Source organism: Aurantiacibacter atlanticus, assembly GCF_001077815.2.
GTDB classification, from domain to species: domain Bacteria; phylum Pseudomonadota; class Alphaproteobacteria; order Sphingomonadales; family Sphingomonadaceae; genus Alteraurantiacibacter; species Alteraurantiacibacter atlanticus.
Genome location: NZ_CP011310.1, coordinates 179068 through 205457 on the forward strand (window position 1 = coordinate 179068; position 26390 = coordinate 205457).

General features: G+C 58.5%; 25 protein-coding genes. 9 read left to right on the top strand and 16 right to left on the bottom strand.

The window, feature by feature from the left end; all coding sequences use genetic code 11:
* The first annotated feature begins 80 nt into the window (after positions 1–80).
* Positions 81–947, top strand: coding sequence for an arylamine N-acetyltransferase family protein (locus CP97_RS00920; protein ID WP_048884397.1), 867 nt, complete (start codon positions 81–83; stop codon positions 945–947).
* 31 nt (positions 948–978) lie between these two features.
* Here CP97_RS00920 and CP97_RS00925 read toward each other — a convergent pair whose 3' ends face one another.
* Together CP97_RS00925 and CP97_RS00935 are read right to left on the bottom strand one after the other, a co-directional pair.
* Positions 979–1338, bottom strand: a complete 360-nt coding sequence (locus tag CP97_RS00925; RefSeq protein ID WP_048884398.1) for a PilZ domain-containing protein — start codon at positions 1336–1338, stop codon at positions 979–981.
* Positions 1339–1708: 370 nt separating this feature from the next.
* Entirely contained in the window at positions 1709–3805 is a 2097-nt protein-coding gene (locus CP97_RS00935; protein ID WP_048884399.1) for a ribonucleoside-diphosphate reductase subunit alpha, read from the bottom strand.
* A 569-nt stretch (positions 3806–4374) separates the two neighbouring features.
* Between CP97_RS00935 and CP97_RS00940 the strand changes: the two genes are divergently transcribed.
* Positions 4375–4596, top strand: coding sequence for a hypothetical protein (locus tag CP97_RS00940; protein WP_048884400.1), 222 nt, complete (start codon positions 4375–4377; stop codon positions 4594–4596).
* Positions 4597–4629: 33 nt separating this feature from the next.
* Here the strand turns inward: CP97_RS00940 and nadB are convergent, their stop codons facing one another.
* Both nadB and CP97_RS00950 read right to left on the bottom strand, forming a co-directional pair.
* Positions 4630–6222, bottom strand: coding sequence for an L-aspartate oxidase (gene nadB / locus CP97_RS00945; protein ID WP_048884401.1), 1593 nt, complete (start codon positions 6220–6222; stop codon positions 4630–4632).
* Between the two features lie 12 nt (positions 6223–6234).
* A complete protein-coding gene (locus CP97_RS00950) occupies positions 6235–7179 on the bottom strand; it encodes an ABC transporter ATP-binding protein (RefSeq protein ID WP_048884402.1) in 945 nt (314 codons plus the stop codon).
* A gap of 55 nt (positions 7180–7234) precedes the next feature.
* Here CP97_RS00950 and CP97_RS00955 point away from each other — a divergent pair, with 55 nt between their 5' ends.
* From CP97_RS00955 to CP97_RS00965, 3 genes are all read left to right on the top strand, one after another.
* Positions 7235–7492 (top strand): zinc-finger domain-containing protein, encoded by a 258-nt coding sequence (locus CP97_RS00955; RefSeq protein WP_048884403.1) that lies wholly within the window; start codon positions 7235–7237, stop codon positions 7490–7492.
* Between the two features lie 79 nt (positions 7493–7571).
* A complete protein-coding gene (locus tag CP97_RS00960; protein WP_048884404.1) occupies positions 7572–7973 on the top strand; it encodes a hypothetical protein in 402 nt (133 codons plus the stop codon).
* Between the two features lie 7 nt (positions 7974–7980).
* Positions 7981–8535 carry a DUF924 family protein gene (locus CP97_RS00965; protein ID WP_048884405.1) on the top strand — a complete coding sequence of 185 codons (555 nt, stop codon included), beginning with the start codon at positions 7981–7983 and terminating at the stop codon, positions 8533–8535.
* Between the two features lie 12 nt (positions 8536–8547).
* Here CP97_RS00965 and CP97_RS00970 read toward each other — a convergent pair whose 3' ends face one another.
* The 4 genes from CP97_RS00970 to guaA form a co-directional block, all read right to left on the bottom strand.
* Complete coding sequence (locus CP97_RS00970; RefSeq protein WP_048884406.1) at positions 8548–9336, bottom strand: hypothetical protein; 789 nt, start codon at positions 9334–9336, stop codon at positions 8548–8550.
* The gene (locus CP97_RS16605; protein ID WP_048884407.1) at positions 9333–9635 is read right to left on the bottom strand and encodes a hypothetical protein; all 303 of its coding nucleotides are present in this window, start codon (positions 9633–9635) and stop codon (positions 9333–9335) included. The genes CP97_RS00970 and CP97_RS16605 overlap by 4 nt, the downstream gene beginning before the upstream one ends.
* 18 nt (positions 9636–9653) lie before the next feature.
* On the bottom strand, positions 9654–10112 hold the full coding sequence (locus CP97_RS00980) for a CHRD domain-containing protein (protein ID WP_048884408.1): 459 nt from the start codon (positions 10110–10112) through the stop codon (positions 9654–9656).
* A gap of 105 nt (positions 10113–10217) precedes the next feature.
* A complete protein-coding gene (gene guaA / locus CP97_RS00985) occupies positions 10218–11792 on the bottom strand; it encodes a glutamine-hydrolyzing GMP synthase (RefSeq protein WP_048884409.1) in 1575 nt (524 codons plus the stop codon).
* A 517-nt stretch (positions 11793–12309) separates the two neighbouring features.
* On the opposite strand from guaA, the gene gyrB reads away from it, so the two are divergent.
* The 3 genes from gyrB to CP97_RS01000 are packed head-to-tail and all read left to right on the top strand — an operon-like array spanning position 12310 to position 16707.
* A complete protein-coding gene (gene gyrB / locus CP97_RS00990; RefSeq protein ID WP_082863665.1) occupies positions 12310–14856 on the top strand; it encodes a DNA topoisomerase (ATP-hydrolyzing) subunit B in 2547 nt (848 codons plus the stop codon).
* 31 nt (positions 14857–14887) lie between these two features.
* Positions 14888–15988, top strand: coding sequence for an AI-2E family transporter (locus CP97_RS00995; protein ID WP_048884410.1), 1101 nt, complete (start codon positions 14888–14890; stop codon positions 15986–15988).
* Positions 15988–16707, top strand: coding sequence for a M50 family metallopeptidase (locus CP97_RS01000; RefSeq protein WP_048886591.1), 720 nt, complete (start codon positions 15988–15990; stop codon positions 16705–16707). Before CP97_RS00995 ends, CP97_RS01000 begins: the two co-directional genes overlap by 1 nt.
* On the opposite strand, the gene CP97_RS01005 is transcribed toward CP97_RS01000, so the two are convergent.
* The 6 genes from CP97_RS01005 to CP97_RS01030 all read right to left on the bottom strand — a co-directional run bounded on the left by CP97_RS01005 (position 16691) and on the right by CP97_RS01030 (position 22685).
* On the bottom strand, positions 16691–17824 hold the full coding sequence (locus CP97_RS01005) for an endonuclease/exonuclease/phosphatase family protein (protein ID WP_048884411.1): 1134 nt from the start codon (positions 17822–17824) through the stop codon (positions 16691–16693). The genes CP97_RS01000 and CP97_RS01005 overlap by 17 nt on opposite strands.
* A 72-nt stretch (positions 17825–17896) precedes the next feature.
* Positions 17897–18523, bottom strand: coding sequence for a 1-acyl-sn-glycerol-3-phosphate acyltransferase (locus CP97_RS01010; protein WP_048884412.1), 627 nt, complete (start codon positions 18521–18523; stop codon positions 17897–17899).
* Between the two features lie 57 nt (positions 18524–18580).
* Positions 18581–19093 (bottom strand): copper resistance protein NlpE, encoded by a 513-nt coding sequence (locus CP97_RS01015; protein WP_149036391.1) that lies wholly within the window; start codon positions 19091–19093, stop codon positions 18581–18583.
* Between the two features lie 90 nt (positions 19094–19183).
* On the bottom strand, positions 19184–20785 hold the full coding sequence (locus tag CP97_RS01020) for a carboxyl transferase domain-containing protein (RefSeq protein WP_048884414.1): 1602 nt from the start codon (positions 20783–20785) through the stop codon (positions 19184–19186).
* Between the two features lie 6 nt (positions 20786–20791).
* On the bottom strand, positions 20792–21511 hold the full coding sequence (locus tag CP97_RS01025; RefSeq protein WP_048884415.1) for a CPBP family intramembrane glutamic endopeptidase, BDIM_20840 family: 720 nt from the start codon (positions 21509–21511) through the stop codon (positions 20792–20794).
* Between the two features lie 7 nt (positions 21512–21518).
* Entirely contained in the window at positions 21519–22685 is a 1167-nt protein-coding gene (locus CP97_RS01030) for an acyl-CoA dehydrogenase family protein (RefSeq protein WP_048884416.1), read from the bottom strand.
* A gap of 200 nt (positions 22686–22885) precedes the next feature.
* On the opposite strand from CP97_RS01030, the gene CP97_RS01035 reads away from it, so the two are divergent.
* Positions 22886–24346, top strand: a complete 1461-nt coding sequence (locus CP97_RS01035; RefSeq protein ID WP_048884417.1) for a sensor histidine kinase — start codon at positions 22886–22888, stop codon at positions 24344–24346.
* Here the strand turns inward: CP97_RS01035 and CP97_RS01040 are convergent.
* The gene (locus tag CP97_RS01040) at positions 24343–25434 is read right to left on the bottom strand and encodes a class I SAM-dependent methyltransferase (protein WP_048884418.1); all 1092 of its coding nucleotides are present in this window, start codon (positions 25432–25434) and stop codon (positions 24343–24345) included. The two genes, CP97_RS01035 and CP97_RS01040, sit on opposite strands and share 4 nt — an antisense overlap.
* Entirely contained in the window at positions 25431–26366 is a 936-nt protein-coding gene (lgt, locus tag CP97_RS01045; protein WP_048884419.1) for a prolipoprotein diacylglyceryl transferase, read from the bottom strand. Before lgt ends, CP97_RS01040 begins: the two co-directional genes overlap by 4 nt.
* Positions 26367–26390: the final 24 nt, after the last annotated feature.

Here is a 26390-nt window from a genome sequence, read left to right on the forward strand (position 1 = left end):
GCGGTAACCGATAAATGGTTAGGGAAGCCTTACCTCGTGCCGCTTTGCTTGGCCTTGTGCTTGAGGCATGGGGCTTATTTATGAGCAATGTAGCAGGAATTTCACCGACATTGGCTGCCTATCTGGCGCGAATCGGATTGGCGGGTGCGCCCAGTGTGGATGGCTGCGGGCTGGCAGCGATGCAGGCAGCGCACCGGCAGACCATTGCGTTTGAAAACCTCTCGGTCAGGCTGGGTGATGCGGTGCAATGCGATAGCGCATCGGCCTTTGCCAAGCTGGTCACGGCGCAGCGCGGGGGCTTTTGCTTTGAACATAACCAATTGCTTGCGGACATGCTGGGAGAGGCAGGGTTCGATTGCCGCCTGCTGTTGGCCCGCGTGCTGCTGGGTAATCCGGCAACCATCCCTGCGCGCACCCATTGCCTGCTGCTGGCAGAGCTGGCGGATGGCCCCTGGATTGCCGATGCGGGTTTTGGCGGAAGCTATGCACCGCCCATGCCGCTGATCGATGGCGCGCTGGCCCAAAGCGGCGATGGCGCCCACCACCGCCTCACCCGCATGGACGATGCCGGCGCGCTTGCCGGATCATTTCTGCTGGAGCGCAAGGGGCCTGCGGGTTCGACCGACGGGCGCGGCGCAGGGGGCGCTGCGTGGGAGCCGCAATATGCTTTCGATTTGGCGCCCGTCCTGCCGTCCGATCTGGCAATGGGGTGCCATTGGTCCGCCACCCACCCGCAATCGCGCTTTACCAAGGTGACGGTCGCCAGCCTCTGCCTGCCCGATGGCTTTGCCAGCATGGTCGACAGGCAGTTCACAAGCTGGCGTATGGAAGAGGCACCGGCGCGGCGCGACATTGCAGATGCGGCGGAATATCGTGAATTGCTGGAAGTGCGTTTCGGCATCGCGCTGGGCGCTGCTGACATCGCGCGGCTGCCCTTGTGGGATTAGCCCGCGAAGCCACCCGGAAAAGCTCGCCGCCCTAGCAGAACCGTTGAGTATTGTGTTCGGACATGGGCTTGAATTCCGCTGGCGTGCCATGCTCCGAAAAATCGACATTATGAGTGTTCTGGAACTGGCCGAAGGCTTCCGGTGTCAACGGGGTGACGAAGGTCACGCCGCACTGGCCATCATCGCACCATTTCACCGTGGCCGAGTAAGGCCCGCGACCGGCAATGATGACCTGCAATTTGAAACCGCGCGGCAGCTTGTCATTGCCACTTGCGAACCTGCATCCGCTGACCGACAGATCACACAAATGCACATGCACCGGCTGGCCGAAACCGGTGTAATATTTGCCCGGCACCGTCAGGACTTTTCGGGGGGTCTGCCGCGTCTGCATGGCCCCATGCGATAATGCGAAGTGGTTTAGGAGCAGTAAAACGCCCCAATCCCACCTAGCCGCGCCGACGCTTCCTTGATCCGAAGACACTTCCCCCGCCCAGCACCGTCACCCCCAGAAAGAACCCGAAATCGTACCAGCCACCACTGTTGGGACCCCATACACTGCGATGTCATCGCTGAAGAGCGAGCCTATCCATGCCCATGGGAATATGAAACCGTGCCACAGTCCCCACCAGAAACCGGGCGCGGACGCCTGTTGCGAAATGCCCGCATCGATCTGACTGGCGCAGCCCGAAAGCAGCAGGGCCGCCGCACAAAATACGGCGGCCCCAGTGATCTTGCGACAAGCAGTCAAAAACGTTTCGCGTTTACTGACACGCCAGACATTCATCATAATCCGTTGTCGGCAGCTCATATTTGGCGGGATCGGCGGTGTTGTCCGCTTCCACGCCGCCGGCAAAGCCAGCGCGCTGCACGCTTTTGGAGCGCAGATAGTAGAGCGATTTGATGCCCTTTTCCCATGCCTGGAAATGCAGCATTGCCAGATCCCACTTATCGACATCGGCAGGGATGAACAGGTTCAGCGATTGCGCCTGATCGATGAAGGGTGAACGGTCAGCGGCAAATTCGAGCAGCCAGCGCTGGTCTATTTCGAAGCTGGTCTTGAACGCGGCCTTTTCCTCTACCGAGAGGAAATCGAGATGCTGGACGCTGCCGTCCTTTTCCAGAATGGAGTTCCACACATTGTTGGAATTCTTGCTCTTTTTATCGAGAATCTTTTCCAGATAAGGGTTCTTCACGATGAAGCTGCCAGACAGCGTCTTATGTGTGTAGATATTGGCCGGTATCGGTTCGATACAGGCGCTGGTGCCACCGCAGATGATGGAAATCGACGCGGTCGGCGCGATTGCCATCTTGCAGCTGAAACGTTCCATTGCGCCCATATCCTCTGCATCGGGGCAGGGGCCGCGTTCCTTGGCCAGCATCATGCTCGCCTCATTCGCCTTGGCGTTGATGTGCTTGAACATCTTCAAGTTCCAGACCTTGGCCATCGGGCTTTCAAAGCCGATGCCCTTGGACTGGAGGAAAGAGTGGAAGCCCATCACGCCCATGCCAACGCTGCGTTCGCGCATGGCCGAATATTTGGCGCGCGCCATTTCGGCAGGAGCACGATCGATATAATCCTGCAGGACGTTGTCGAGGAAACGCATCACGTCCTCGATGAACTGCTTGTCGCCTTCCCATTCTTCCCATTTTTCAAGATTGAGCGAGGACAGGCAGCATACCGCTGTGCGATCATTGCCAAGGTGATCGACACCTGTTGGCAGGGTGATTTCGCTGCACAGATTGGACGTGGAAACCTTCAGGCCCAGATCGCGGTGATGCTTGGGCATCATGCGGTTCACCGTGTCGGAGAACACGATATAGGGTTCACCTGTGGCCAGCCGCGTTTCGACCAGCTTCTGGAACAGGCTGCGCGCATCCACCGTCTTGCGCACGCTGCCGTCCTTAGGGCTGAGCAGATCGAAGGTTTCACCGGAGCGCACTGCTTCCATGAATTCATCGGTCAGCAGCACGCCATGATGCAGATTGAGCGCCTTGCGGTTGAAATCGCCCGAAGGTTTACGGATTTCGAGGAATTCCTCGATTTCAGGGTGGTGCACATCGATATAGCAGGCGGCCGATCCGCGCCGCAGCGAGCCTTGCGAAATCGCCAGCGTCAAACTGTCCATCACCCGCACGAAAGGGATGATGCCGCTTGTCTTGCCGTTCAGGCCCACCGGCTCTCCGATACCGCGCACATTGCCCCAATAGGTGCCAATGCCGCCGCCCTTCGAAGCGAGCCAGACGTTCTCGTTCCACGTGTTGACGATACCATCAAGGCTGTCGGACACCGAATTGAGATAGCATGAAATCGGCAGTCCGCGCCCGGTCCCACCATTCGACAGCACAGGCGTTGCCGGCATGAACCACAGTCGCGAGATGTAATCATACAGGCGCTGCGCATGTTCGGCATCATCGGCATAGGCATCGGCGACGCGGGCAAACAATTCCTGATAATCTTCACCCGGAAGCAGATAACGATCAGTCAGCGTTTCCTTACCGAATTCTGTAAGATTGGCGTCGCGCGACGGATCGGTCTTCACGGTAAAGCGGCGTGCGTTCACGCGCTTGCTGTCTTCACGTGGCCTTTCTTCAGACACTTCATCCTGTGCAACGGCCTTGGCCACTTCGGCCATGGCGGTCGCCGTCGCCTCTGTCAGCGCATCGCTGCCCTTGTCTGCGGTATCCATTTCAATCGCTTTCCTAGCTGCCGTTGCAATCGGCCTGGCCTTTTTTGCGGCAGTTTTTGTGGTATCGACGCCAGTGTCTGCGCCCGCATCTGGGCCGGCATCGGTGGGGGCATCACCCGTGATATTTTCGTCCAGACCCATCGCCGTATCGTCTCCGTTTCGAAATTCCATCTGCCCCGTTCCTGTTCTTTCGGGGGACATCGGGCGTTCGCGCCCATCACCCCACTATGTTCTACATGTGTTCGACTCGTGGGGCTGTCATCCCTGTCTAGCCGTTCACGCCACTTTTCTCACCCAAAGTGATGCAAAAACTTGTCCCCCGCCTCTACCGGAGCGCCCCTAACCAGAGAATCGTGCCCCTTCGTGCAAAGCTGCACCTTCAAGGCGAAAATCTAGGTCTTGTGGGTGTCCCCGGCATTACGACCACAACCCCTTGTGAATCGGCTTAGGTTCGCATGCAAGGGGGTTAAGGGTAATTTACTAGTGATCTTGACCTATTCTTATTGGTGTATGACCCACACAACACGCCGCGACGCGTGGACTTTCCAAGGCTCGCGGGCCGCGCAAGGGGCAAAAGCAATCTGCGGAAAAAAATCTGTGCAATTGCGCGATTCTGAATCAAGAGAATCGTTCGTTGTAACAATACTACAGATTGTGGAGTTCGGCGCGACCAAGGTAGACGAAACGTGCTTGTGCTATAAACAGGGCAGCATTCCGACGACATTGCAGGATGGGCCAACATGATCTCTTTTTTCAAGGCCGTACCCTTCGGGGCGTTCCTCGCCCTTATTGTGGCCCTGTTCATGGGATCGGGCGGCGCGACGGGCGGGATGCTCAACATCACGAAGGTGGATGTATACTATCCCGAGCTGATGATGGATTTCAGCTTTTACTGGAGCTGGATGCTGTTCCTGGCCGGAACCTTCCTCGCCTTCATCTTCCTCCTGATGATGGGGGATTGAGCGTTCATTACTCCTGAAATCAGCAGTGCTGGATCAAGGCACCAGCACCGTATCCACCGCAACCTCGCCTGTTTCGGGATAATCTAGCGTATAATGCAGGCCCCGGCTTTCGTGACGCCTTAGCGCGCTTTGCACGATCAGATCCGCGCATTGGTGGAGGTTGCGCAGTTCGATAAGATCGGTGGTCACGCGGAAATTGCCGTAATAATCCTCGATCTCGCTGCTCAGCAATTCATTGCGGTTGGCGGCCCGCTGCAGCCGCTTGGTCGTGCGTACAATGCCGACATAGTTCCACATCGTGCGCCGGATCTCGGTCCAGTTCTGTTTGATGACAACCTCTTCATCAGAATCGGTCACGCGGCTTTCATCCCATTCGCGGATTGCAGGCGGCGCTTCGAAAGTGTCCCAGCGCTCCATGATATCGCGCGCCGCCGCCTCGCCAAAGACAAAGCATTCAAGCAGGGAGTTGGAGGCCAGCCGATTGGCGCCATGCAACCCGCTTTCAGTGCATTCTCCCGCGGCATAAAGGCTTGGCAGATCGGTGCGTCCATTAAGGTCGATCACCACGCCGCCGCAGGTATAATGCTGCGCGGGCACGACGGGGATTGGCCCTGCCGTCATGTCGATGCCCAGACCCAGCAGCTTTTCGTGGATCGTGGGAAAATGCTCCCGCACGAATTCGGATGGTTTATGGCTTATATCGAGATGCACGTAATCCAGCCCAAACCGCTTGATCTGGTCGTCAATCGCGCGCGCCACCACGTCGCGCGGGGCCAGCTCCATACGTTCTGCATCATAATCCGCCATGAAGCGGTGGCCCGTTTCGGGATGATAGAGCCGTCCGCCCTCGCCGCGCACTGCCTCTGTGACGAGGAAATTCTTGACCTCCAGATTATACAGGCAGGTCGGGTGGAACTGCATCATTTCCATATTGGAAACGCGCGCGCCGGCCCGCCATGCCATTGCGATCCCGTCCCCCGTGGCGCCGCGCGGTGCGGTGGAGAACTGGTAGACGCGGCCAGCGCCGCCAGCCGCCATGATCGTGGCCCTGGCTTTATAGGCTTCGACCTTGCCCGTCGCGGTGTCGAGCGCATATACACCCCATACCCGCCCGCTGCCTGAATATTTCTCCTCATGCCGCCCGATGATGATGTCGATACATGTGCGGTCGGGCAGCAGGGTGATGTTGGGATTTTCCTCCGCCGCTTTCAGCAATGCAGCCTGCACCGCCCAGCCGGTTGCATCGTTCACATGCACGATGCGGCGATGTGAATGGCCACCTTCGCGGGTGAGATGGAGATCGCCGCTCTCACGATTGAAGGGCACGCCCAATTCGCACAGGCGATCGATTGCGGCAGGAGCGCGTTCGATGACGAATTTGACTGTCTCGATATCGTTCAGGCCCGCGCCCGCCACCATTGTATCGCGGATATGATCGGCAAAGGTATCACCAGTATCGAGCACCGCCGCGATCCCGCCCTGCGCCCATGCAGTGGAGCCACTTTTCAATGTGCCCTTGGCAAGCACCAGCACCTTGCGTTCTTCCGCCAGCGTCAACGCGGCAGTCAGCCCCGCAGCGCCGGAACCGATGATGAGGACGTCATGCTCTTGAGTGGATGTCGCCAAGCCTTGTCCCCGTCAGTCAGCGTTTGATGAAGGCGCAGTCAGTTGCACGAAGACATCTTCCAGATCCGCTTCTCTCGTGGTCACATCCTCGATGGCGTAGCCGTGTTGCTGGATCAATGAGAGAACCTGCCCCGCGCTTGTGGCATCACGATCATAAGTCACTTCCAGCACGCGTTCCCCCATCACTTCGGCCTTGACGAAGGCTTCTTCCATGATTGGTCCGGCAAGGTCCTTGTCCACGACAACGCGTACAATCTTCTCCCGCGCCATGTCTACCAGTTCACGAGTCGTACGGTTGGCAATCAGTTCGCCATTATTGATGATCGCGATTCGCTCACACAATTGCTCCGCTTCCTCGAGATAGTGTGTGGTGAGCACAATCGTCACGCCTTGCGCATTGAGTTCGCCCACCAGATCCCACAGCTGTCGCCGCAATTCCACGTCCACACCCGCAGTCGGTTCGTCGAGCACGAGAATCGGCGGTGAATGGACCATGGCCTTGGCGATGAGCAGTCTCCGCTTCATCCCGCCTGACAGCGTGCGGGCATAGGCATCGCGCTTGTCTTCCAACCGCACGGCCTTGAGCAATTCCTCGCTTCTGCGCAGCGCCTTGGCCACGCCATACATGCCGCCCTGGTTTTCCAGCACCTCGAACGGGGTAAAGAATGGATCGAACACGATCTCCTGCGGCACGATACCGATGGAAAGTTTCGCATTGCGGTGATCGGTGTCGATATCATGGCCCCAGATCTTCACCGTGCCACTGGTCTTGCCGACCAGCCCCGCCATGATGTTGATGAGCGTGGATTTGCCCGCGCCATTGGGGCCGAGCAATCCGAATACCTGCCCTTCCGGCACATCAAAGCTCACGCCCTTAAGTGCCCTTTTTGGCGGAGAATCGCCACTTCCGGCATATTCCTTGGCCAGATTGCGGATTTCGATGGCTGCTTCGGTCATATCGCGGCTCTTAGGGGCTTTTCCAGCTTCACGTAAAGCGATAGGAGCGCAGACCATGGATAATGCAGCTGTAACAAACGCACTCGGCACGAGTGCCCCTGAAACGACCATCGTCGATACCTCCCGCGTCTGGTGCGATGGTGCTGGCGATATTCGCGGCGGCGAAAACTACAAACCGGTGAGCCTTGGTCATCCACGCGTATGGATGGAGATCGACGAAAAGGGCTTTGTCGATTGCGGATATTGCGACAGGCGCTTCATCCTTGCTGGTGGTCCGGCAGACGATGGCAATGTGCCAGATGCGGCTGCCTGACGCCCGTCAACGTACCTGATTCACTTCGTCAGCGCAGGTTCAGCGCATTTGTGCGATAAGGCTGACGAGGAGAATTTTGATGAAACATCTGCTAACCATGACAGCTGCCGCTGCTGCACTGGCACTGACCGCGCCTGCAAGTGCGCACGACCGCCAGGAGCGTTCAGACGAAGCGTTTGCCGAGCTGGTTGAAGGCCGCGTCGCGGGTGAACCACAATCATGCATCAGGGCATTCCGCTCCAACCGCCTGCGGGTTATTGAGAATGTCGGAATCGCCTATGAACGCGGTGATACGCTGTGGGTGGCACGGACGGATAATCCGCGCGATCTTGGTCCATGGGATATCCCGATAATTCGCCGCCATGGCAGCCAGTTGTGCCGTCACGATGTTCGCGAAACAGTGGACCGCAGCTCGGGTATGTTTTCGGGCATATTGTTCCTGAATGAATTCGTGCCCTATCGCAGGGCTGAAGAAGGCTGATGCACCTATGAGTCTCGCGCCTAGGCGCTGGGCCGCAGAACTGCTGCATGTGTGGTTCCACAAGCTGGACCCAGGTGCGTGGTGGGGCGGCTCCGATGCACTGGATACTGAACTTGAAAGGCGCTTCCGGCCAGAGCTGGAGGCGCTTTTTGTCATGCCGCCTGAAAGCTTTGCCAGCGATCCGTCCACCGCGCTTGCCGCAGTCCTGCTGTTCGATCAGGTGCCGCGCAATATCCATCGTGGTACGCCTGCGGCATTCGCTTATGATTCGCTTGCCAGAGACATCGCCCGCATTGCACTGGGCCGAGGATTTGACGCAAGGCTGGCGCGCCAACAGGTGCAATTCCTCGCCATGCCATTGATGCATAGTGAAGATATCGCAGACCAGCGCCGCTCGCTAGCGGCTTTCCGCCATATCAATGGCGGCGCGAATCTTGCCTTTGCGCGCAGCCATTACCGCATGATCGCGCGATTTGGCCGGTTCCCGCATCGCAACACATTGCTTGGCCGCACAAGCACTCCGGCAGAGAAGCGCGCCGTGGAAGCGGGCTTTGCGTGGTAGGCAGCGCGCGCCTCAGCCCTTGGGTTTTACCAGCTTTTCAGGGCGACGGCGCTGCGCCTCGCCAAACAGGCCATAGGTCTTGTTGACGTAATTCGACACATCGATGATCGAGTTGAGATAGGTTTCCAGATCCTTGGTCATTTCCTGCTCCACCAGTCTGACGCGGGCAGAGGGATTCTCCGTTTCGAAGCTGACATAGAACCACGGCTCACCCCTTTTCAGGATGAGCGGCTTGGAAATGTCATACCATTCAAACGCCCAAGCCAAGGGGCGCGGCCAGATATGGATTGGAAAGCGTCCGCCCATTTCCACGCCGGGACGTGGCGTAGGGAACCAGTGGAGATAGGGCGCGGTCTGGACCACATAGCAGGGCTGATCCGCCACGAAGACATAAGGCGCGGTAAATTGCAGGATCGGCCGCTCTGGGTGTCGCCATTCGCCTGGGGGCTGAAGCTGGAACAGATTGGCCCTCCCCTGCGGGCGCATGGCCGATTGTTCACCATTGGCATCTGTCAGTTGCAACTGGCCCTGAGCATTGCGGGTAAATGCCAGCTCCAAATCAACCGGACAGGGCACAACAAAATGTCGCCGGTCAAAATCGATCGCCGCAGGACAGGCCTGTATCGACTTGGCACTGGCGGCCTTGGCATCGGAGCGGGTGAAGGTCTTGGGCGGCGCCCAGATCGTATCGCCAACGCCCGGCCAGCGCACTGTCCAACCGACTGTGAGGCTGCGATTTCTGCCGCGCTTTTCGGCTTCTGCGCCTTCTGCATCGTCGGCGAAATAATCATCCCAGCTCATTTGATATCCTTACGCGTTGTGGCGAAATAATCGCATATGTCGTTGACGGGCAAGTATTGCAGCGTGATGCGCGCGAAAGACAGATTTTCTTGCCAAACTGGATCAGCCAGAAATGCCTCGCAGAATTTATGTATATTGCGCGCCTTCATATTATACAGACCGCATGGCCTGATGGCGGCGGCGATTTGCTGATCTGAAGGCGCGCGCCTTACCTGCGCCAAGCCGATGATCGGCTGCAATGCGCGAGGGAGCCTGCGGCCATTCTTTGTCAGCTTAGTGGCGATTGGCGATAAAGGCATCCCCTTGGCCTTGGGTTCTTAATTGTCGTGATCAGTCAACTGGCCGCGAATGGCTCCATTGGGAAATTCTGCGGTGTGGACATTCACATAGAACATCTGCGGATCGCCTTCGATGGTGTTCTGGTTCCATTCGCTGGCATCCGTGCAGCCCTTGAAGCCGCCTTCATTGGCGCGGCGCAGAGTGAACACTGGCGGGCCATTTGTGCCTGCCGCTCCCATATGAACATGGGCCGCAGTCATCGGGCCGATATCGCGTATGTCGTTCAGATCCCAGCAGATCTGGCCCAGTTCGTCAGAGACGGAGATTTCCGCTGTGCCATAACCGTCAGCATCTCCACCGCCCACTTCATTGGCGCCAGTCAGCACGGCGTAATAGGTTTCTGCGGTTTCTTCAGCGACGCCTTCTTCAAGCGTGGCGCAGCCTGCCAGTGCAAAGGAGGCAGCGGCTGTCCCAGCTGATATCATTATCTTTTTCATGGCGCTTTTCCTGGTTAGAGTAACTTTCCATGCGCCAACCAACGGGTTGGAGCAGGCGGGCGTTCCCAATCAGGAGCAGCGGCAGGATATGCGGGCGGGCTTGCCCTATTCCCACTCGATCGTACCGGGCGGCTTGCTGGTATAATCATATACCACCCGGTTGATGCCTTTTACCTCATTGACGATGCGGGTGGCGCATTGGGTCAGGAAGCTGGCGTCGAAGGGGTAAACATCGGCGGTCATGCCATCGGTGCTGGTCACAGCGCGCAAGCCGCAGACGCTGTCATAAGTGCGGCTGTCACCCATGACGCCCACGGTTTTGACCGGCAGCAACACGGCAAAGGCCTGCCAGACCGCATCATACAGACCGGCATTGCGGATTTCTTCAAGATAGATCGCGTCCGCTTTACGCAGGATATCGCAGCGTTCCTTGGTCACTTCGCCCGGAATGCGAATTGCAAGGCCAGGGCCGGGAAACGGATGGCGACCGACAAATACATCGGGCAGGCCAAGCTCGCGGCCCAGCAGGCGCACCTCATCCTTAAAGAGTTCGCGCAAAGGCTCCACCAATTGCATATTCATGCGTTCAGGCAGGCCGCCGACATTATGATGGCTCTTGATTGTGACGCTTGGCCCGCCGGTAAAACTGACGCTTTCGATCACATCGGGATAAAGCGTGCCCTGGGCGAGGAAATCTGCCCCGCCAACCTTGCGCGCCTCCTGCTCGAACAGGTCGATGAAGGCACCGCCGATAAATTTGCGCTTCTTTTCGGGATCGGTCTGTCCGGCAAGGCCGGAAAGGAACATCTCTTCTGCGTCAACATGCACCAGCGGGATGTTGTAATGCCCTTTGAAGAGGCTGACGACCCGCTCGGCCTCGCCCTGTCGCATCAATCCGTGATCGACAAAAACGCAAGTAAGTTGGTCGCCGATGGCTTCATGGATCAGCACTGCCGCCACCGCGGAATCAACCCCGCCCGATAGCCCGCAAATGACCTTGCCATCGCCCACCTGTGCGCGGATCTCTGCAATCTTGGTCTTGCGGAATTCAGCCATGGTCCAATCGCCCGAAAGACCGCATACATGGCGCACAAAATTAGCCAGCAACCGCGCGCCATCCGGCGTATGGTAGACCTCCGGGTGGAACTGCGTGCCGTAATACTTGCGCGTTTCATCAGCGATGACGGCAAAGGGTGCGCCATCGCTGGTGGCGACAATGTTGAACCCTTCGGCAAAGCGAGTGACTTTATCGCCGTGACTCATCCAGACCTGGTGCCGATCACCCACTTGCCACAGACCATCAAACAGTGCGCATTCATCGCTCACCGTCAGGAAAGCGCGGCCAAATTCGCCGCCATCTCCGGTTTCATGGCCGGGGCGCACTTCGCCCCCCAGCTGATGTGTCATCACCTGCTGGCCATAACATATGCCAAGGATCGGTAAGCCGCTTTCGAACAGGATATCAGGCGCGCGCGGGCTGCCCTCCTCGGGCACGCTGGCAGGAGAGCCCGACAGGATGATACCCTTTGGTTGCAGACGATGAAACGCCTCTTCCGCCATGGTGAACGGCGCGATTTCCGAATAAACTCCGGATTCACGCACGCGGCGGGCGATAAGCTGGGTCACCTGGCTGCCGAAATCGACGATAAGAATGGAATCGGGGAGATGGTCTGGCTGCATCGCACGCGCTTAGATCGGTAGGGCCGCGCCTGTCCAGCAGCACGCCGCGTTTCATCCCATTTGCCGACATCAGAAGATGTCCCTTGGTGCGGGCAGTGCCTTTGTCCGTTGCATCAAACGCAACATACAGCGCCTATTTCGCATTTGAGTGCCATGGCTCCAACCGGTATTCAATTGGCCGAGCCTGCCTCTGCAAGGCTCTCAGGTCCGGAAAGCCGCCTCTCCCCCATATTGGCCTCCGGATCATCGAATGGCCGCACTTTGACCCGTGCGGCCATTTTCGCATCTGACAGAACAGGGAATTGGCGAATGATTGAATCTATTTTGACCCAGCTGCGCAGCTATCTGGAATTTACCGGATCGGGCGCTCTTGCGAACGACTGGATGCGTTGATCCTGCGGACTCTCGCCTCTTGCGAGGCAATATTAGACACCCTGACACCGCTGACTGGCGATTATCTTGTGGAACAAGTGGCGCGGCGCTTGGGAATGCGACCAACGCCGCCTATATAATGGTAATGGAAAACACCCCCGACCAAACAGCCGGCCCTACCCCTGAAAAACCGCGCCAGAACGGCGAATATGGCGCTGAAAGCATCAAGGTGCTGAAGGGGCTGGATGCCGTGCGCAAACGGCCCGGCATGTATATCGGCGATACTGATGACGGTTCGGGCCTGCACCACATGGTCTTTGAAGTGAGCGACAATGCAATTGACGAAGCTCTGGCAGGCCATTGCGACCTTGTTCTGATAGAACTGAACGCCGATGGCTCTGTCAGCGTGGAAGATAATGGCCGCGGCATTCCGGTGGGCATCCACAAGGAAGAAGGCGTATCCGCCGCCGAAGTCATCATGACCCAGCTTCATGCGGGCGGCAAATTCGAAAACACCTCGGAAGACAATGCCTATAAGGTTTCCGGCGGGCTTCACGGCGTCGGCGTCAGCGTGGTCAATGCGCTGTCGCAATGGCTGGAGCTGCGCGTCTGGCGCGAAGGCAAGGAACACTGGATGCGGTTCGAGCATGGCGATGCTGTCGCCTCGCTCGAAGTGACGGGCGATGCCCCGCCGGTTGCTTCAAACGGCGATCAAGACGGGCTCAAGAAGGGCACACGCGTCACTTTCCTCCCTTCAACCGATACGTTCAAGAATGTCACGGAATTCGATTTCGAGAAGCTGGAACATCGCTATCGTGAGCTGGCCTTCCTCAATTCGGGCGTGCGCATTCTGCTGCGCGATCTGCGCCATGAGGAGGTGGCAGAACATGATCTGTTCTACGAAGGCGGCATTGCGGCCTTCGTCAAATGGCTCGATCGTAACAAGGCTCCGCTGGTGCCCGATCCCATTTCTGTCAGCGCGGAAAAGGACAGCATCGGCATCGATGTGGCGCTGGAGTGGAATGATTCCTACTATGAAAATGTACTGTGCTTCACCAATAATATTCCGCAGCGCGACGGCGGCACGCATCTCGCCGCTTTCCGCGCGGCACTTACCCGCACGCTTAATAATTATGCGACATCATCGGGCCTTCTGAAGAATGCCAAGGTCTCGCTTTCGGGTGAGGATATGCGCGAAGGGCTGACCGCGATCGTCTCGGTCAAGCTGCCCGATCCCAAATTCGGCAGCCAGACCAAGGACAAGCTTGTCAGTTCAGAAGTGCGCCAGCCGCTTGAAAGCCTGATGGGCGAGAAAATGACCGAGTGGCTGGAAGAAAATCCGGCCGATGCGAAGTCCATCATCCAGAAGATCATCGACGCTGCTGCCGCCCGGGAAGCGGCACGCAAGGCCCGCGAGATGAGCCGCAAGGGCGCTATGAGTGTCGCCAGCCTGCCGGGCAAATTGTCCGATTGCCGCGAGCGTGATCCTGCCAAGTCCGAAATTTTCCTGGTCGAGGGCGATTCCGCCGGTGGCTCTGCCAAGAGCGGGCGCGATTCCAAATATCAGGCGATCCTGCCCCTAAAGGGCAAGATCCTCAATGTTGAACGCGCGCGCTTCGATCGCATCATCAGTTCCAAGGAAGTGGGCACGCTGATCCAGGCGATGGGCACTGGTCTGCGCGACGAATTCAATCTGGAAAAGCTGCGCTATCACAAGATCGTCATCATGACCGACGCCGATGTCGATGGTGCGCATATCCGCACGCTGCTGCTGACCTTCTTCCACCGCCAGATGCCCGAAATCATCAAGGCAGGCCATCTGTTCATCGCTCAGCCGCCGCTGTTCAAGGTCGCCAAGGGCAAGAGCGAGGTTTACCTGAAAGATCAGGGCGCGCTGGATCGCTATCTGGTGGAAAACGGATTGCAGGACCGCGTGCTGGAAACCGCAGGCGGTGCGCGTTCGGGCGCCGATCTGGCGGATTTGGTCGAAAAGGCGCTGCTGCTCAAGAACCTGCTCGCCTTTGCGCCGCGCAAATATGATGCCGCAGTGATAGAGGCGATGGCCATGGCAGGCGCACTGGAGCCGGATCTTGATACGACCGCGCGCAATGAACGGTTGAGCCATGCCGCAGGACAGATCCAGCTCAGCGATAGCGAGGCAGACTGGTCCGCGACAATGACAGAGACAGGCGATGTGCGCTTTGACCGCGTATGGCGCGGCGTGACCGATGTGCACTTGATCGAAGGTAAATTCCTCGACAGTGCAGAGGCGCGCAAGCTGCATGTGCGCGGCGTTGAACAGGCCGAAACCTATGCCAGCCCGGCGCGGCTGGTAAAGGCAGGCAGCGCCCAGCAGGCGAGCGATACTGCCACTGATGAAGATGGCGCAGGCGATCTTCCCGCGACTGGCCTGAATGGCGCAATCACACGGCCCAGCCAATTGCTCGATGCGGTGCTGACTGCGGGACGCAAGGGTCTTTCTATCAGCCGCTACAAGGGCCTTGGCGAAATGAATGCCGAGCAGCTTTGGGAAACCACGCTCGATCCGGAAAACCGTGAGCTGCTGCAAGTGAAGGTGGAAGATGCCGACGTCACCGACGAAATCTTTACCCGCCTGATGGGTGACGTGGTCGAACCACGCCGCGAGTTCATTCAGGACAATGCGCTCAACGTCGCCAATCTGGACGTCTGATACCACCACAGATCATCGCAAGAGGGGCCGCATGACCACAGCCAAAAGTCGCACCAAGCTGGAAAGTGGCGGCTATCTGACCTTTCTTGCGCTGGTCACTCTGGCATTCCTTGTCATAGCATGGCCCTTTGCATCGCCCCTGCTGTGGGCCACGCTGGCGGCCATCATGTTCCAGCCGCTGTATCAATGGTTCTGCAAGTGGATGGGCGGCGGTGCCAATCGCGCGGCCATTGCCACCTTGCTGGTAATCACCTTTGCCGTGATCGTGCCCGCCTTCATGATTGGCGGCGTTGTGGTGGAGCAGGCCACCGCAGTCGTTATCGCCTTTCGCGAAGGACGCATTGATCTGGCTGGATGGTTCGATTCCGTGTTTGCATCGCTTCCGACATTTATACGGCAGAACCTCGATGTCTCGGGACTCGGCACGCCCGAATTGATCCAGGTGCGGGCGCAGGAATTTGCGCGCGAAAGCTCCGGACTGATCGCGCAGCAAGCGCTGGCCATTACCGGCAGTGCATTCGGCTTCGTGCTGTCCTTTGGCGTAGGGCTTTATGTCGCCTATTTCCTGCTACGAGACGGCAGGGCGATTGGAAGGCAGACCCTCGCCCATCTCCCGCTGGCGAGCGATGTAGCGGAAAAGCTTGCACAGCGTTTCCTTTCCATCGTGCGTGCCACCATCAAGGGGTCCGTCGTCGTGGGACTGGCGCAAGGGGCACTTGGCGCAGCAACCTATTGGATTGCGGGCGTGCCATCGGTAGTGCTGCTGGGGCTGCTGACTGCGCTGTTTTCATTGCTGCCAGCCATCGGCCCCGCCATCGTCTGGGCACCGATTGCGATTTACCTGCTGGCAACGGGCGATATCTGGCAGGGCGTGGTCGTGCTGGTGTCCGGCGTGGCGATCATCGGCATGGTCGACAATGTGCTGCGCCCCATATTGGTGGGCCGCGATACCGGCATTCCTGACTGGATGATCCTGATTTCCACCCTCGGCGGAATTGCTGCCATGGGGTTGGCAGGTATTGTGGTCGGACCGATGGTTGCAGGCCTTTTCCTTGCCGGGTGGTCCATCCTTTACGAAGCGCACCTCCTGCCGGCAGAAGCACCTGAAGCAGAAGCTGCGGCGGCTCACTGATGCATCGGGTTCGCAAGGGCAGCCAGGAGGAGCAGGTCGGACGGCTTATTCTTGCCGGTGTGCTGGTAACCTTTCTGCCGGGCGTGCCATTGCTGGGAATGCTCATCTATCCCTTCACCATCCTGTCCACCTGGTATCATGAAATGGGCCACGGGCTGACTGCATTGGCACAGGGTTATCAATTCGATCTTCTGGTGATCAATGCGGACGGATCGGGCTATGCGCAGTCGCGCTCTCCAATAGACAGCACGGCAACATCGCGTGCACTGGTGGCGATGGGCGGTCCGCTGGGACCAAGCCTGATTGGTTCAGCACTCATCCTGGCAAGCAGCGCGCGCAAATACTGGAAGCCCGCACTGCTCGCGCTCGCCGCTGCGCTGGCGATTTCAACGCTGATCTGGGTGCGCGGTCTTGTTGGCTGGATCGTGCTGCCGGCATTGGCTGCCACGCTCATTCTTATCGCTTTCCGCGCTCCTGACTGGCTCAAGCGATTTGCGCTACAGTTTCTGGGTGTACTGGGCGCGCTCAGCATGTTTTCGGATTGGGATTACCTGTTTTCTGAAAGCGGCATGGTCGGCGGACGCATGATGTTATCGGATACCGGAACGATGGAGGCCGCGCTGTGGTTGCCGCACTGGATCTGGGCCATCATAATTATCGCTATTTCAGGCGTAATGGCAGGGGCAAGCCTCAGATACGCGCTTAATCGACAGCGCTGAGCGCTTCGTGCTCGTCGCCATCATCGCTTGGCGTCAGATGTTCGGCATCAGGACCTTCGCCGCCTTTTGATGCATCCTCCAATTCCTCCCGCGCAGTTTCGACAGCCTCTGCGGTCAAATCGGGCGCTTCCTGCTGCGGGGCGAAGCGTTCGCTCTGCTGGCACAATTCCACTTCCAGCGGGAAATGATCAGACCCTACGCCCGGCCCGGTGTCAAAGCTGATGACACCGAAATCATCCGTGTGGAACACATGATCAAGCGGCCAGCGCATCAGCGGGTTCTTGGCATCGAAACTGGCGTAAAAGCCGCGTCCAACCCGCGGATCGATTACTTGGCCCAGACGCTGGAAGGTTTCAGTCACACGCGACCATGCCACATCGTTGAAATCACCAACCACGATAGTTGGCCGGCCAGACTGACGCACAAGATCAGCCAGCAGCATCAGTTCGGCATCGCGCTGGCCACTGTCCTGCCCCGGATGCGGCGGGCGCGGGTGGACGGCAAACAGCGTCGGCAGGCTACCATCCACACGGCGAATACGCGCGCGGATTGATGGCGTGCCGCCCCCGGCCAGTTCATTGCGCTCCACATCGACCAGTTCGAGACGCGACCACAGCGCCATCCCGTAAGTATTGTCCTGCGGTATCTTCATCGAATGGGGATATTCGGCGTCAAGCGCCGCTGACAGGGCATCAGTCCATGCCGCGTCATTTTCCATGATCAATATGATGTCCGCATTCTGCCGGCGCAGGTAATCCGCCGCAGCCGCGAAATCGCGATTGTCCTGCAGGACGTTGAGCGACACGATCTTCAACCGATCTGTGGCAGTACAGCTTTCCGCATCAACGGCCTGTTTTCCGGCCAGCGCGGAATAGGGAAACAGCTGGAATATCTGGAAACCCAGCGCCAGCGCACCCAGCCCGCCCCACAGAGCCAGACGTTTTGACTGTGTGGCCACCAGCATCACCAGTGCAATTGTCAGCAGCAGAGCCATTTGCAGGCGCGGAAAATCAAAAACGCGGATCCACCATTTGTCCGCTGCCACCAATCCCACCAGAGTAGCCATCGCGATAATGATCACGACGAGGCGGGCGATGCGGGCAATCCAGTTTTTCATACTTTGCCTTGGCACGGACCTGCAGCCGTGTCACGCAACACCCCTCAAGCGTGCATGCAGGCTCCTGCCAGACTATCGCTTTGCCGGATTGGCCACTTCGCCCGCAGCCTGTGCCATCAGCGTATCGAAGCGCGCGCAATCAGGGCGCTTGGTTCGGTAGAAAGCGGCGAGCTTTGCAAGATCGGCCAGAAAATCCCCGGACGGCATGATCGGATCGCCAAAACCGCCTTGCATGGTGTCATGGTTCACCCATGCCGGAACCAGCGGGATGCCTGCACCCATTGCAATGTGATAAAAGCCACTCCGCCAGCGCCCGTCGCTTTTACGGCTGCCCTCTGGTGCGACAACCAGCGCGATTTCATCGGCTGCGTCAATTTCCGCAATCACGTTTCGCACATATCCGCCCGCTTTTGACCGGTCGACCGGCATGCCGCCCATGTCATACATGAAGCGCGTCATCGGCCATTTGAACAGCGTGTGCTTGCCCATGAACCTGGGCCGTATACCCTTGCGTCGCACGACACCTGCAAAAACGACAAAATCCCAATTCGACGTATGCGGCGCGCCGATCAGGATATATTTCGGAACAGGCGGGACTTCGCCTTCGAAATTCCAGCCTTTCCAGCTGTAAAGCCCGCTGAGAATACGCCAGACGATACGCGAAAGGAACGTCGGCTTTCGGTTGTCATTTTTGTGCAAGGCACGCTCCCCGCCGCTGCATTAGCAGACGAGCAGCGCTTTGCCAGTTTCCCGGCGTCAGTCCTGTGGGGCGACGGGGCTGGCAAGTTCAGGTTCGCGTGAGAAAACGGCATCGTCTTCATCATCACCCCGAACATACCGTTCACCGCTGACCTGCATATCTGGCGTGATATCAATGTCCTGCTCAAGGCGGACAAGATCACCATCGGACACGGTGAAATAGGCAGGGCTGCCAAACCAATCCTCGATCTTGATACGATATCCGTCGGCAAGCCGATCATAGTTGCCGCTTTCCAATGTGCCGTCGGCCCCCTTATACTCAAAGGTATCGTCCTGCGCGTTCACGGTAAGCTGCGTCCGGGTGCCATCGGGCGCATCAAAGCTGTAGGTGCCCGAGAAATCGCCAGCCTCGTCAAGATCGGTCGCATGCGCGCTGCGCGTATCGTCAGCAGATTGGGTGGTGGCGGCTTTGTCTGTTTCGAGCGCGGCCGTATCTTCGGTTTCGGGCTCGCCACAGGCGGCCAAAAGGGCCAGCGGTGCAGCTGCGAGCAAAAATGTCATATTACGCATGAGTCGTTTCTCCTGATGTTGGAGTACAAACGACCTGAAGCGTCTAAGTTTCCAAAAATGGCGAGAATGTGGCGGTCAGAACCACTTGGTTTACATGCGGAACACGCCGAATTGCGGGCGCTGCGGGAACGGTGCCTCCAGTGCAGCCGCCAGGCTCAGCCCCAGCACATCGCGGGTCTGTGCCGGATCAATCACGCCATCATCCCACAGACGGGCCGTGGCGTAATAGGGATTGCCTTCATCCTCGTAAGTCTGCCGGATAGGCGCCTTGAACGCCTCTGCCTCCTCCTCGCTCCAGCTGTCCGCATCGCGGTGTACTGTGGCGAGCACGCTGGCCGCCTGTTCGCCGCCCATCACCGAAATCCGCGCATTGGGCCAGGTGAACATGAAGCGCGGGGAGTAGGCGCGGCCACACATGCCGTAATTGCCGGCGCCAAAGCTGCCGCCGATCACCACGGTGATTTTGGGCACTTGCGCGGTGGCGACTGCCGTTACCAGCTTCGCGCCATGCTTGGCGATGCCTTCCGCCTCATATTTACCGCCGACCATGAAGCCCGAGATATTCTGCAGAAACAACAGCGGGATACCGCGCTGGCAGGCCAGCTCAATGAAATGCGCGCCCTTCACTGCGCTTTCGGAAAACAGCACGCCATTATTGGCAAGGATCGCCACCGGCATGCCCCAGATATGGGCAAAGCCGCATACCAGTGTCGAGCCATATTCGTGCTTGAATTCATGAAATTCGCTGCCGTCCACCAGCCGCGCGATGACCTCGTGCACATCATAGGGCGCGCGCACATCATCGGGGATTATGGAATATAGATCATCTGCATCATATTTTGGCGGGCGCGGCTCTTTCAGTTCCACTTTTGCAGGATTATTGCCGCCCAGATGGCTGACGATATCGCGCACGATGGTAAGCGCATGTTCGTCATTCTCCGCAAGGTGATCGACCACGCCCGATTTCCTGGCATGGAGCGCGCCGCCGCCCAGATCCTCGGCACTGATTTCCTCGCCCGTAGCGGCTTTCACCAGTGGAGGGCCAGCAAGGAAGATCGTGCCCTGTTCGCGCACGATCACGCTTTCATCGCTCATCGCGGGGACATAGGCGCCGCCTGCGGTGCAGCTGCCCATGACGCAGGCGATCTGGGGAATGCCTTTCGCGTTCATATTGGCCTGATTGTAGAAGATGCGCCCAAAATGATCGCGGTCTGGGAATACCTCGGCCTGGAACGGCAGGTTCGCCCCGCCACTATCGACCAGATAGATGCATGGCAGGTGGTTGGCTTCGGCAATTTCCTGCGCGCGAAGATGTTTCTTCACCGTCATCGGGTAATAGGAGCCGCCCTTCACCGTCGGATCATTGCACGCGATCATCACCTGTCGGCCACTGACCCGGCCAATACCCGCAATCATGCTCGCGCCGGATACATCCCCGCCATACATGCCATTCGCAGCAAGCTGACCGATCTCGAGGAAAGGCGAACCGGGATCAAGCAACCGCTCCACCCGCTCTCGCGGCAGCAGCTTGCCGCGCGCAACATGCCGTTCACGGTGCTTCTCGCTGCCGCCCAGTGCAGCCTTGGCTACAGCAGTGCGCAATTCCTCTGCCAGCGCGCGATTATGTGCCGCGCGCGCCTTGGCTTCAGGACTTTCTCGGTCGAGTTGAGATCTAAGAATGGGTGCGGTCATGATAGCCTAGAGTATGAGTGGGAAAGTGTTCGCAGCGTTATGCAGGATGATCGGCCATAAGACGCTACCGGTCCGCTCCCTCACCCAAAGCAGGATGAGTGCGGGAATGCCGGATATCGCCATGGCGATCCAGTCGGGTTCGAAGACGCCATCGTTGAATTCTACCCCATGCGCCATGCCAAACGCCAGAGTCGCGATCAAAGCTCCCCAACCGATATCGACGCCCGCCGTTCTGCGACGCGCGGTGAATGCCATATTGAGGGCGAGCAATAGAGTGCCGCGATAGAATATCTCTTCTTCAAGACCCGGCATCGAGGCCTGAAAAGCCAGCGTCTCAGCGCTATAGGGATCGTTGGGAAGCAGGAGCGATAATATGGCAAACAACAAAAGAGAGGCAGCGATCACGATCATCGTGGAGCGAACAGCCTCGTCCCCCTGATTTAGCGTCACTCCACTTCGCCTCCACCCGAAAGCTGGGTGGGCAGCTACTGCCAGGCTGATCGCGAGTGCGAGAATCTTGCCCTGCCAATTGTAATCACCCCAGGCTATCTCCGGCAAATGACCCAAAAAATCCGTAAGCGCGGCATCATTTGCGACGACCAGCAAAGCTGCGACAAGCAGCCAACCAGACTGAAAATTGCGCCGATCAAATGAGCCGATCAGCAGGCCCGGTAGTAGGATTCCGCCAGCCAGGACCAGCGTTGTCAGAATGAGGTCGCTGCCCACTCTGAAGTTACCCCGCCGCTCCGATCAATTCGCGGCCAATAAGCATGCGCCTGATCTCATTCGTGCCAGCGCCGATATCCAGCAGTTTGGCATCGCGCAGATAGCGTTCCACTGGCCAGTCCGTGGTGTAGCCCGCACCGCCCAATGCCTGAACCGACTCGCCCGCGACGCGGAACGCATTTTCCGATGCCAGCAGGATCGTGCCTGCAGCGTCGAAACGCGTCGTTTGTCCACCATCGCAGGCCTTAGCCACGGCATAGGCATAGGCACGTGCCGATTGCAGCGCGACATACATATCCGCCACCTTGGCTTGCATCAGCTGGAAGGCGCCGATCGGCTTGCCGAACTGGGTGCGATCACGGACGTAGGGGATGACCGTATCGAGGCAGGCCTGCATGATGCCGATCTGCACGCCCGAGAGCACGACGCGCTCGTAATCAAGCCCGCTCATCAACACCTGCACGCCCTTGCCCACTTCGCCCAGCACATTCTCTTCGGGAACGTGGCAATCTTGAAAAACCAACTCTGAAGTGATGGAGCCTTTCATGCCCATCTTCTCGATCTTCTGGCCGGGGGCAAAGCCGTCCATATTCTTTTCAATGAGGAACGCGGTAATGCCCTTGCTGCCGGCATCGGCATCTGTCCGGGCATAGACCACCAGCGTTTCAGCCGCATGGCCATTGGTAATCCAGAACTTTGTGCCATTGAGCAGGTACCCGCCCTGCAGGCTGTCTGCCTTCAGTTTCATGCTGACGACATCGCTGCCCGCGGCAGGCTCGCTCATCGCCAGCGAACCGACATGCTCGCCCGAAATCAGGCCGGGCAGATATTTCGCCTTTTGCGCAGCATTGCCCCACCGGGCGATCTGGTTGACGCAAAGATTGGAATGCGCGCCGTAACTCAGGCCAAGTGATGCGCTGGCACGGCTGACCTCTTCTACCGCGATCAGATGTTCCAGATAGCCAAGGCCGGTGCCGCCATCGGATTCGGCCACGGTCATGCCATGCAGGCCCAGCTCTCCCATTTCAGGCCATAGCTCAATCGGAAACCAGTCCTCCGCATCGATTTTCGCGGCAATCGGAGCGATTCTCTCATCAGCGAAACGGGCCACGCTGTCGCGGATCATCTGGGCTTCTTCGGTCAGGCCGAAATCGAACTCTGGGGTGGCGCGCATCGCAATTTTCCTCTCGATCTAAGGCGCGGAGATAGCAAGCACGCTGCAATAGGCAAACAAGTTGCAAAAGCAACTGGATGCAAAGGATGATCTTCCATTTCCAACTGACAGCGGCTAGAAAATGATTACGAAGAGCCAAGCTATTGAAAACTCACACTTCTTCTTTTGAGGATATTCCTCCTGCGCCCCATCCTCATGTAATGGACGAGGACGAACGCCTGCGCATTGTCGAAAGTTTCGACCCGGACGCGCTGGAAGATGACCCGGAACTCAAATCCATTGTCGAATTTGCCGCGCGTCTATGTGATGTGCCGGTAGCGCAAGTTACCCTGGTTGAGGAATTGCGCCAGCGTTTCCTGGCAGGAGAGGGTCTGGACATACGCGAGACACCGCGCAATGTCTCTTTTTGCGCCCATGCGATGCTGACGCCAGAGATGCTGGAAGTGCGCGATGCCACGCTCGATCCGCGCTTTTCCGATAACGCGCTGGTAACAGGCCCCACGGCTGTCCGCTTCTATGCTGGTCAGCGGTTGGTATCCGAAGAAGGAGCGCCGCTAGGCGCCCTATGCGTGATTGATGCTGTGCCCCGTCCTGATGGGCTGAGTGATTTCCAGAAGCACGGTCTGGCTGTCCTGGGCCAGGCTGTGATGCGGCGGCTCAACGCGCGCCGCTCCAACATCCGCGCCCACCGTGAAATTCAGCAGCGCGAGGATCGTCTGGCAGCCATTCTCGAAGGCTTGCCGCAGATTGCATGGTCCGCCGATGGCAAGGGTAACTTCGATTATTTCAATTCGCGCTGGGCCAAGCAGATCGGTGCCGCGCCGCCCAATAACACGGAGGACTGGAAGGAATATATCCATCCTGATGACCGCGGATTTGCGCTGGATAACTGGTTAGACACGCCCAAGAAGAGCGAGGCCTTCGAACACGAATTTCGTATGAAGTTTGCCGACGGTAGCTATCGTTGGGTGCTCAACCAGGCGCTGCCGATGACAGAGCAGGATGGAACGGCGCATTGGTTTGGCACCGTCACCGACATCGACGAGATGCACCAATTGCTTGAACAGCGGAACATGCTGACGCGTGAATTATCGCATCGTATCAAGAACATCTTTGCCGTCATGATCGGGCTGGCGACTTTAAAGGTACGCAAGACCCCCGAACACGAACCATTCGCCAACGAACTGATCGCGGTGCTGCGGGCGCTCAACAGGGCCCATGAATTCGTCCAGCCGGGCAGTAGCGGCATCATGCAGGATAAGTTGCAGGGATTGCTTGCGGCGCTGTTCGCTCCTTACACGAACGATAGCGACAATCCGCGCGTGCGCGTTAGCGGGGATGATGCCAACATCAGCCAACAGGTCGCGACGCCGCTGGCGCTGGTATTCCATGAACTCGCCACCAATTCTGCGAAATATGGCGCGCTGTCGGTTGATGAGGGGCATGTGAACCTCGTGATCGAGGATTGCGGTGACACTCTGGCCCTCACATGGGTTGAACATGGCGGACCGCCTGCTGTTGGCGGCGGCGAGGATGGCTTTGGTTCGCGCCTTGTCGAAATGAGCGTGAAGAGCCAGCTTGGCGGAACATGGGAACGTCGCTTTACCGAGCGCGGCCTTGTCGTCGACCTGACAATCGCGAAGAGCTCGATCTCGCGTTAGCGGGCGGGTTCGCCCCTTGGAAAACCTGCGGCATCGGGCCAGTCCGGGCCAGCCAGCCCCATTACCTTGAATAAGGTGCCCATCTGATCGGGCGCGATCAGCCGGTCTCTGGCCTGCATCAAAGCCTCACGCTGGTCGGGCGCGCCGGTGGCAAGTGCCTGGGCGCGCTGCATAATGCCAAGCGCGTAAAGCCAGCTCCCCTGCGTGACCGTGCCTAGCACGCGGCAGCCTTGCGCGGCTGCGATGGCTTCACCCTGCGCAAAATCGACATGCGCGGAAATATCCGCTTCCCCGGGTGCATCAAACAGGCCAACACGTTCATGCCCGCGCACCGCCTGCACGCTTGAACCGCTGCGCCCGTCCGCATGACCATAATCGATGAAAAGTGCGGCTCCGCCCTGCAATGCCAGCCGGCTCGCCACTTCAGAAACAATGGCGGCGCATGCGGGAGAGGTTTCGATCACGCTGCCGGCAGGATCATCGCGGCGCTCAGAAGAAACCGCCGCGTCCAACGGCTGGCCTCCCACCGTTTCGACAAATGCGCCCGCCGCATTCACACCAACCATTACTTCACGCCAGCCATTATCGGTCTTCACCAACTGGCGCACGGGCAAGGCATCGAGAAATTCATTGGCCACCAGCAGGATCGGGCCGTCTTGCGGAACAGTGGTGAGATCATGGTGATGGATGACGCCGGGCACGGCAGCGATTTGCGCTTCACGCATGGCCTGCGATGTTTCAACCAGATGCATTTGCGGGTGGAGACCTTGCTGGCGCATCGCCCGTAGTGCATCGCGCGCCAGTGTGCCCTTGCCCGGACCCAGTTCGATATAATGGACAGGCTCGGGCTTGCCTGCGCGCTGCCACAAATCTGCCAGGCACAGGCCGATGAGTTCACCGAACATCTGGCTGATTTCGGGCGCGGTGACAAAATCCCCTGCACCGCCAATAGCGGGGTGTTCAGCGTAATAGCGGGCATTTGATTCGCCCATATATTGCAGCAGGCTTATCGGGCCTGTTGCTGCAATCAGGCGGCGAAAAACATCGCCCAGATCCGGCTTGGCGGCATCGTCTGGCGGCAGGTTCAAACCACCTCCGTGTCAATTTCAGGAGGCGCTCCCTTGACCGTGGGCCGCGCCGTGGTGCCCGGCCTGCCGCTCGCCAATTCACGCCGCGAAAGCGCCCAGGCCACCAGCACGATGCCGAGCAGGATCAAGGGTATCGTCAGCCATTGGCCCATGCTGAGGCCGGTCCGCATGGCAAATTCAGTAAGCTGGGCATCAGGCTGGCGGAAGAATTCATTGGCAAAGCGCGCGGATGAGATGAGCACGGTAAAGGCGCCCACCAGCAGGCCGGGACGAAACCGCGCGCGCGTCAGCCAGAACAGGCACAGCATGACCACCAGCACCAGCAGGCCTTCACCCAGCGCCTGATAAAGCTGGCTGGGATGACGTGGCAGCGCCAGCGGATCGGTGGGGAAGATCATTGCCCACGGCACGTCTGGCCCAGCAACCCGCCCCCACAATTCGCCATTGATGAAATTGGCGATGCGTCCCAGCAACATGCCAAGGCCCACATTGACCGCGATATAATCGCATACGCGCAAGAATGGCAGACCGCCACGCCAGCTGACCCAGCCGATGGCTACGACCACGCCCAGCAATCCGCCATGGAAGCTCATCCCGCCATCCCACAGGCGCAGAACTTTCCACGAAACGAAGCCGTCGCCGGAAAAATCGGTCCACAGGCTCGGCTCGTAAAACGTGGCATAGCCAAGACGTCCGCCAAGGATGATGCCCAGCGTGCAATAGAAGAACAGATCGTCCACATGCAGCTGCCCCATTGGCGCGCCGGGGGCCTTGATCATCCTGGAAAGGTGCCAATAAGCGAAGATGATCCCCGCCAGATAGGCGAGCGAATAATATTTCAGCGTGAAGAAACCGAGGTCAAGACCGGGTTTCAGACCCAGTTCGCTCCACTCGATTGCCCCGCCCGTTGCCGTTGCCAGCATGTCCAGCATTGTCTTCTTGCCCCTTGGGGTATC